Raw genomic sequence first — 6,370 nt, 5'->3', positions numbered from 1 at the left:
CAATGTGTTGACACCATTCCAGCCCGGTGAAATGTAGATACCCACCCCATTACCAGAGACTGGGCTACTGGTTGTGGAGTTATAACTTGTGCCAGTCAGATTAATACTGCCTGTGCCAGCTGCCAAGGTAATAGCAGGCGTGCCAGATCCGGTACCCGTCCCGATCAAAATACCGTAGCTATTCAAGTTGTTGGCTGTCACCGTGGTGAGACCAGTAGCGATCATGGTGATATTGAGACCACTACCGGTGGTCTTAATATTGGCGCCAACCGTGATTCCATTGTTAGCAGTCAGGGTCAAGGTGGGTAGCGTCCCACCTGAGTAAGTACTGGTAATCGCGGAATTCACGAGGATATTGCCATCCGCCTGCGTGGTGCCGGCCGTTGCAATAGCGACCCCAGTTGCACTTGCGGTAGAGCTTGCACCTGAGCCAGTACTGATCGTGACACTTGTACCAGCAGATAATGCGGTGTTGATCGCACTGGCCAAGATAACTGAATCGCCTGCCGTATTGGCTGTGCTGGTCGCATTGATCTCAACGTTATAGGGATCGAGCAACCACTGACCTGCTTGTACGGCGGCGCCAATCGAGAGCACTTCACCCGAGGTTTCGACCAACCCGTTACTGCCCGACGACCCCAAGGCTTGTGAACTGAACGTGCCATTCGCGGTCAATGCGAGACCGTAACTTAAGACATTACCGCCCTTACCGTTTTGGGTTGCATTTGAACTCAAGCTCGTCGCTTGATCGATGTCCGTGGTTTGTGATGTCGGAAGAGAAAGAATATGAGAGAGCATTGGTAGCGTGGCATCTCGTGTTGCACTACCAGCGAGGGGATTCGCTTGAAAATCTCGGCCGGTGATAATGTTACCGCCGCCTGTCGTGCCGTTGGCTTCGAGCGTTGCACTCGTCAGCGTCGTACTAATGAGACCGGATTGAGCAATCGTGCCACCAAGACCTGCCCCACCATTCGTTTGAATGTAACCCGTATTTTGATAAATACCAGCGGGTGAACTGAGAATAATCAAACCACCATTATCAGCGTTGGCTTGGATTTGAGCAGCAGTGACCAAGGCAGAATTACCGGCAATATAGATTTCACCGGCTTTGGTACTGATCGAATTGGTGAGAGTTGCGCTTGAAGTTGCGCTAGCGTTGGTGCTGATACTGTTGCCTGGTAAGGCATTTGCAGTCACAGAAGACTGACGATCAAGGGTGGTATTGTCTGAAAGATTGCTGCCATTTGTCAAAGCAACCAAGGCTGGTGGTGCCAAGGTTGAACCGCTACCGCTGGTGTTATTGATACCAATTTGCACTCCACCCCCAGCGGTCACCCCATTGGCACTCACGACAGAGGCGATCAGTTGCGTCTGATTTTGCCCCGCAATTTGAATGGTACCGCCGGTTGACCCCGTGCCGTTGGCAGCGACCGAGGTACTAGTCAAGTTTAAATTACCTGAAGTCGCCGTTGCATAAACCGCCCCGCCGGTCGTGCCGTTAGCTTGTACCAGCGCATTATTGAAAGTCATATCGTTGGCAGCAAGCGCGATCACCCCGCCTTGTCCGACCAAACTGTTAGCAGAAATTGCCCCGGCGAGTGAGGCGGTTCCACTATAAACCGTCAAGTTAATTGCACCAGCATCGACCACAGCAGTCGCCGATTGCCCACTGGTTAGCGCCGCACTTTGATTGACGGACTGGTTAGACACCGAGGCAGATGAACCATTTGTGTTCGATATCACACTGGTTGATGACAGTGTTGCAGCAGTTGCCGCAGCATCATTGGCGGAAATCGTGGACGTCGACGTTGAAATAACACTGTGGTTAGCTTGAATATTGACAGAACCACCGCTTGCCTGAGCAACAGATGAAAGCGTCCCACCAGTCGCCGTGGTCGGTGCAATCACGATATTCATCGCTGCTTGTGACGTACCGGCGACCGTCCCAGAGGCGACATTGATGTAGGTTGTCGTCCCGGAAACAGCCGCTGCATTCGCTGCATTGATGGCTGCGGTCAGGCTGCTGGCCATGTTGGATGCCGAAATATTCACCACGGCTGTGTGTGCTGCGGCACTTGACGCAGCCGCATTAGCAATCACCGCAGTCGCGGCCGACGCTGCTTGAGCACTCGTGATTGCTGATAAAAGCTGCTGTGCGGACATTGGCGTTGCTGCAGAAGTGCCATTACCACTGCTCGATTTACCGGAAACTGTATTCGATTGTGAAGATGATGTGCTTGAAGAAGTGCCAGATCCGTTTGTTTGTGAACCGGTTGACCCTGCATTCGTTGAACCCGAGGATGAACCTGAATTGCTTTGCCCGGGGTTGTTAGACCCCGAGTTACCAGAGCCAGAGCTTGATCCTGAACCTGAACTCGAACCTGAGCTTGTTGACCCTGATGATCCACCGGTTGAAGTACCCGTCGAAGTGTTTGACGTCGTACTTGACGTGGTACCTGTGCTGCCACCGCCGACTGAGCCAGAGGAAGTTCCGTTCGCAGACAAGTTACCCGCAATCACCACGTTGTTGCCTAACAGATTGATACCACCCGTGCTACCACCAGTGCTTGAAACCGAGCCCGTTGCACTAATGCTGTCCGCAGTCGCCGACACTTGATTAGCGCTTGTCACACTGTTGGCAGCCAAATTAACCGACGAAGCGGTCAATACGAGCGTGCTGTTCTGACCCAAATTGACCGAACCATTGTTGGTTAAGGCACCCGTTGCTTGCAAGGTTAAGGTCGTGTTCGCCGAGACAGTTGAGCTGTTTGAACCCGTCGTATTCGCAGAATTTGCCGTCTGAGCCGTGATGTTTGCGCCAGCTGCGACGGTCAAATCACCTTGAACAGCGACGGTGACGTTGGCATTCGCAAGTGCTGCTGAAAGCGCCGTTGCAGTCGATGCATCAATCACCAAACCATCGGGATCCAGCATCCAATTACCCTTTTGCCCCAACGGCGCAGAAGTATTGACAATGGTGCTTGCCGAAATTTTCAACGACCCCTGCGAGCTGGTCTCAATTGCACCGCCATTACCACCTAAAGCACCGCCTCTGGCATTAAACGTGCCAGCAACGGTCGTTTGCTGGCTAGACCAAACATTAATTTGACCGCCATTGCCAATGCTCGTCGATGAAACGTCAACCGTGGCGCCCACTTGAATTGTGGTGGTTTTGGCGAGATTCTGTGCGACAACATTGCTACGCGTACCATCAGCATTCTGCGTGAAACTGACATCCGTCGTACCAACATTGACTGTGCCGCCATTGAGCGCGCCTTTGGCAGTTGTCTTTGAACCCGCCGCCAAGGTCACATTGTCGCCAGTAATGGTTACTTGACCGCCATTCGCTGTTTTCGAGTTTGCCGCGACAACCCCCGCCTGATTGACTGTGCCCGCGACGAGAGAGATTTTTCCGCCAGAGATCTGCAAACCGGTAGCAGAAATCTTGCCCGTGTTGTTGATGACCGATGCACGCAAGTCAGACACTGAATTGGCAGCAATTAATATCTGACCGCCACTCACCTTGATCACACGTTTGTTTTCAATCAGCGATTTAATCGCAGCAGCATCAACGCTGAAACCGACCAAAGAGCCGTTATCAAGGTTCAATGTGACTTTTTGACCTGAAACCAATGCAATAGCGTTATTGCCAGACAAGGTTGCTTGCAAAACACCCTCGTTTTTCACTTCAGGGGCCATCAATGCGATGTAGCCGTTTGCATTGTTAACAGTCAGTTTACCTTTGTTAACAATTGATCCTGAGCCGTTACCTGCGTAAGTATTTTTACCGGCCAAATAATCAGCGTCTTTGATATCCATCGTGGTCGCCACGATACCACCCGTATTAACCTCAGCGCCTTTGCCAAACACAACGCCGTTAGGATTAACAAAGACGACTTGTCCGTTTGAATTGACCGCACCATCAATCATTGATTTTGAAGCACTATTCACCCGATTGAGCGTCGATGAATTGGCATTGGGTTGGTTGAAATTGACCTGGGCGTTCTTACCCACGTCGAATGAATTCCAATTAATGACGGCTTTTTGCGAACTTTGATTGATATTGACAGTGTTTCCTGCGGTTGAAATCGTCGCTTGACCGGCCGATACCACCCCGCCCGTCGGTGTCGCATTCGGTGCTGGCGGCGCAGCCTGCACCACAGCAGCTGCAATACCCAAATAAGTTGAGCAAGCCACCTTGAGAATAGTTGATTTAACCTGAACACAGCACGCAACCCTACCCGCCACCAAGGAGGGCTGAAACCACTTCTTCAACAGAGAGGAGGTTTTGCTGTTTTGCCGCACGAAAATTTAAATTGAGAGAAAGAAGGCTCAACTTTAAATCTCGCGAGAAATAAAAAAATCCACCAAATGGCGGATAGTTCACATTTTTTTACAATTATTAATACAGAAGTTTTTGAATGTTGTTATTTTGACTCAATCTTCTATTTTATTTTTTTTGAAGCAGTTAAAAACAAAAACTTAAGACAAAAAAATCACAAAACTCAACGACTCAAGAAAATATTGTAAAAATGAGGTGTGACCTTTATACGACCTTTAATTTTCTATAAGTCATTGATTTTAAAGGACTTTATATTATGAATCAGCGTATTTTTTTAATAGCTCAGCAAGCTCAACTTGAAAATCACTAAGTTTATCTTGATTTTTAAAATCAATCGCAATAAGATTTTCACGTTGAGTTACTTTTGCGAAAAGTCTCTTGCCGCTTCTAAATTCAGTCACGCTTGGTTGTGATTTCTCGATTTTGGCAGACAGTGATGTTAATGCGTCTTTTTCCGTGCGAATTTGACCATTTGCCAATTTTCTGATAGCGTCCGTCACTTTTTCAGGAGAAAAGCTTTTCATTTTGGCAACCGTATTGTATCCAAGCAAGCTTGGATTCATTTGCAGCAGCTCGTGCGCTTGTTCTGATAAATGACCAAACGAAAAAATTTGAGACATCTGCGCTTCAGACACACCTGCCCGAAAGCTAAGCTGGGCCTGGGTTTCGCCCGTTAAGCCTTGAATTTTTTTAAAGCCAAGATACTTCTCGTAATCAGACAACGGTGAACTAATCAAGTTGCTGTAGAACGCAGCTTCGACCAATTCTGTTTCACCAAACTCTCGGACGATGGCTTCAATCTGTGTGCGATTTAATTCACGATAAGCTTGCACACGATTGTGTCCAGAGATGATTTGATAGCCCCCGCCTACCCTCGGTTTCACGACAATCGGATTGACTAGCGGGTTGTTCGCCAAGTTCGATTTCAGCTGTTCGTAATCGGCAGCAGACAAATGACGCTTCATGCCCGCCGTTTCGTAAATATCAGCGAGAGAGATAATATTGATCTGGTTATTCATGCGCCTAGGGTCTTGTTGAGGTATTGACGCTTCAGTTTAAATGACACGCCGCCCAATGACCATCACCCAAATCGCGTAGCTCAGGACTTTCTTGTTTACAACGCGCCTCGGCGCGCGGGCAGCGCGTATGAAAATGACAGCCGCTGGGGCGATTGACGGGATTCGGGATATCGCCCTTCAACACAATCCGCTTACGCTTGACGCGGGGCTCAGGAATGGGGACAGCCGAGAGCAGCGCCTCAGTATAGGGGTGCTTGGGATTGACATAGAGCTCACGCGATGAGGCGATCTCTACAATGCGGCCGAGATACATGACCGCGACACGATCACTGATGTGCTCGACCACAGACAGATCGTGGGCGATGAACAAGTAAGTCAAGCCCAAGTCACGCTGTAAATCAGATAACAAATTAATGACCTGCGCCTGAATAGATACATCCAGCGCTGAGACGGGCTCATCACACACAATAAGTTTGGGCGACACCGCCAGCGCCCGCGCAATGCCAACGCGTTGACGTTGCCCCCCCGAGAACTCGTGCGGAAAACGACGCAAATGACTGGCGTTCAGACCAACCGTTTCAAGCAAGTGCACAATGCGATCGTCATATGCTTTCGCCGTTTTAGTCAGCCCATGAATCACCAAAGGCTCACCGATGATCTCTCGCACCGACATGCGAGGATTCAACGACGCAAAGGGATCCTGAAAAATAATCTGCATATCGCGTCTGGCGGCCTGCAAGGCACCGGCATCCATGCGGGTGACATCTTGTCCGTTGAAACGAACCTCGCCAGCCGTCGGTTCAACCAGGCGCAACACACAGCGACCCGTCGTTGATTTACCACAACCCGATTCACCGACCATCCCGAGTGTTTCACCCGCTGCGATGTTAAAACTCAGGCCATCGACGGCGTGCAGGGTTTCAGTGACTCGACCAAAAAAATCCCGCTTAGCCGGAAACTCTTTCACCAAATTTTTTACTTCAAGAAGCGGTGCGGGCTGTGTCATAAC

Annotated in this window: 3 protein-coding genes; all 3 read right to left on the bottom strand. The window is 49.8% G+C overall.

The annotated features are described in order from the left end of the window. Nucleotides 1-4,275 (bottom strand): beta strand repeat-containing protein (locus tag AC1W8Y_RS13935; RefSeq protein WP_482015100.1); only part of this gene is annotated, 4,275 nt, incomplete at its 3' end. A 321-nt stretch (nt 4,276-4,596) separates the two neighbouring features. Continuing rightward, complete coding sequence (locus tag AC1W8Y_RS13930) at nt 4,597-5,361, bottom strand: ParB/RepB/Spo0J family partition protein (RefSeq protein ID WP_482015099.1); 765 nt, start codon at nt 5,359-5,361, stop codon at nt 4,597-4,599. Nucleotides 5,362-5,392: 31 nt separating this feature from the next. Continuing rightward, the gene (locus AC1W8Y_RS13925) at nt 5,393-6,367 is read right to left on the bottom strand and encodes an ABC transporter ATP-binding protein (RefSeq protein ID WP_482015098.1); all 975 of its coding nucleotides are present in this window, start codon (nt 6,365-6,367) and stop codon (nt 5,393-5,395) included. Nucleotides 6,368-6,370 lie beyond the last annotated feature (3 nt).

This window comes from Jezberella sp. (genome assembly GCF_964834465.1).
Note: the sequence above shows the minus strand (reverse complement) of the source record. Positions and strands in the feature narration are given on the sequence as shown.

Excerpts from the sequence above, each read along its gene's own strand:
- AC1W8Y_RS13925 (WP_482015098.1), bottom strand. The coding sequence starts at position 6,367 with ATGACACAGCCCGCACCGCTTCTTGAAGTAAAAAATTTGGTGAAAGAG.
- AC1W8Y_RS13930 (WP_482015099.1), bottom strand. The coding sequence starts at position 5,361 with ATGAATAACCAGATCAATATTATCTCTCTCGCTGATATTTACGAAACG.